The sequence below is a fragment of the Candidatus Obscuribacterales bacterium genome, assembly GCA_036703605.1.
Classification (GTDB): Bacteria; Cyanobacteriota; Cyanobacteriia; order RECH01; family RECH01; genus RECH01.
On the sequence record DATNRH010000596.1, the window covers coordinates 1 to 1128 of the forward strand.

Annotated in this window: 1 protein-coding gene; it reads left to right on the plus strand. The window is 52.0% G+C overall.

Going from position 1 to position 1128, the window contains the following annotated elements:
* Positions 1 to 253 precede the first annotated feature (253 nt).
* A partial coding sequence (locus V6D20_12750; protein ID HEY9816650.1) for a LysR family transcriptional regulator occupies positions 254 to 1128 on the plus strand: 875 nt, incomplete at its 3' end.

A 1128-nucleotide genomic window follows, 5' to 3' on the forward strand; every position in this document is an offset into this window, starting at 1 on the left:
TACTTGTGATGAATACTACTCATAGGCTGAAAATCCCTGGTATATATGGGATACAGGTTTATGCAATTATACGGATCTGATCAGGTCTGTCATATAACCACACAGAGCGATATGGTTTGTAATAGGGGTCTCAGAATGCGATCGCGTGGATAAGAGCGATCGCTATCCAACCTCAACCTCTAAACGTTGCACGAGTTCGTTTTACGGTCTAGATCAGTATTATTTCTTTTAGCCCCATCGGTGTTAGGTACCCATGAGAGACAACCATCGGGATAGCATCAAGCTTTCGCAATTGCGGGCCCTGCTAGAAATTGCCAATTGCGGTAACTTCAGTGAGGCTGCCCTCTGTCTGAATGTGTCGCAGTCGGCGGTGAGTCACGCGATCGCCACCCTGGAGAACGAACTGGGCGTGGTACTGCTTTCCCGTGGACGCCATGGAGCCACCCTGACCCCCGTGGGTGAACAAATCATTGGCGATGTCCGCCATGTCATGGATTCCCTAGAGGAAATTGTGCGCAAGTCTAACCTTGCCAAAGGGCTAGACGGTGGGCAGGTGCGCGTTGCCTCCTTCCGAAGCGTTGCCACCCATGTGCTGCCAGCGGTGATTGCTCTTTTTCGCAAAGCCTTTCCCGCCATTTCCGTCACCATTATTGAACATCAGCACCTACCCTCGGTACATCAATCCCTGCGTCAGGGACTAGCAGATATCGGCTTCCTCTATTTGCCAGCGCCGGATGACTTTGAAACCTGGGAAATCCTGCGCGATGACTATGTGGTATTGCTGCCCCCGGATGCCAAAATAGCGGGCTCTGTAATTACCTGGGATGAACTGCATAGTTTTCCGTTAATCATGCCCGCTGCTGATGATAGCTGTCGATTGATCGTACGGAAGTACTTCACGCAGTTTGATCAACCCCTGAATGCGGCCTATGAAGTACGTGAAGACTCCACCATTGTTAGCATGGTGGAACAAGGGCTAGGAGCCACGGTGATTGCCCGACTGGCCGCCGAACCGCTGCCGCCTAGTCTCCGGGTCTATAAATTGCCCTATCCCCTAGAGCGAGTGATCGGGGTAGGGGTTTTGTCGGATGCCCTACATCCCCCGGCGGTGTTTGCCTTTTTAGATGT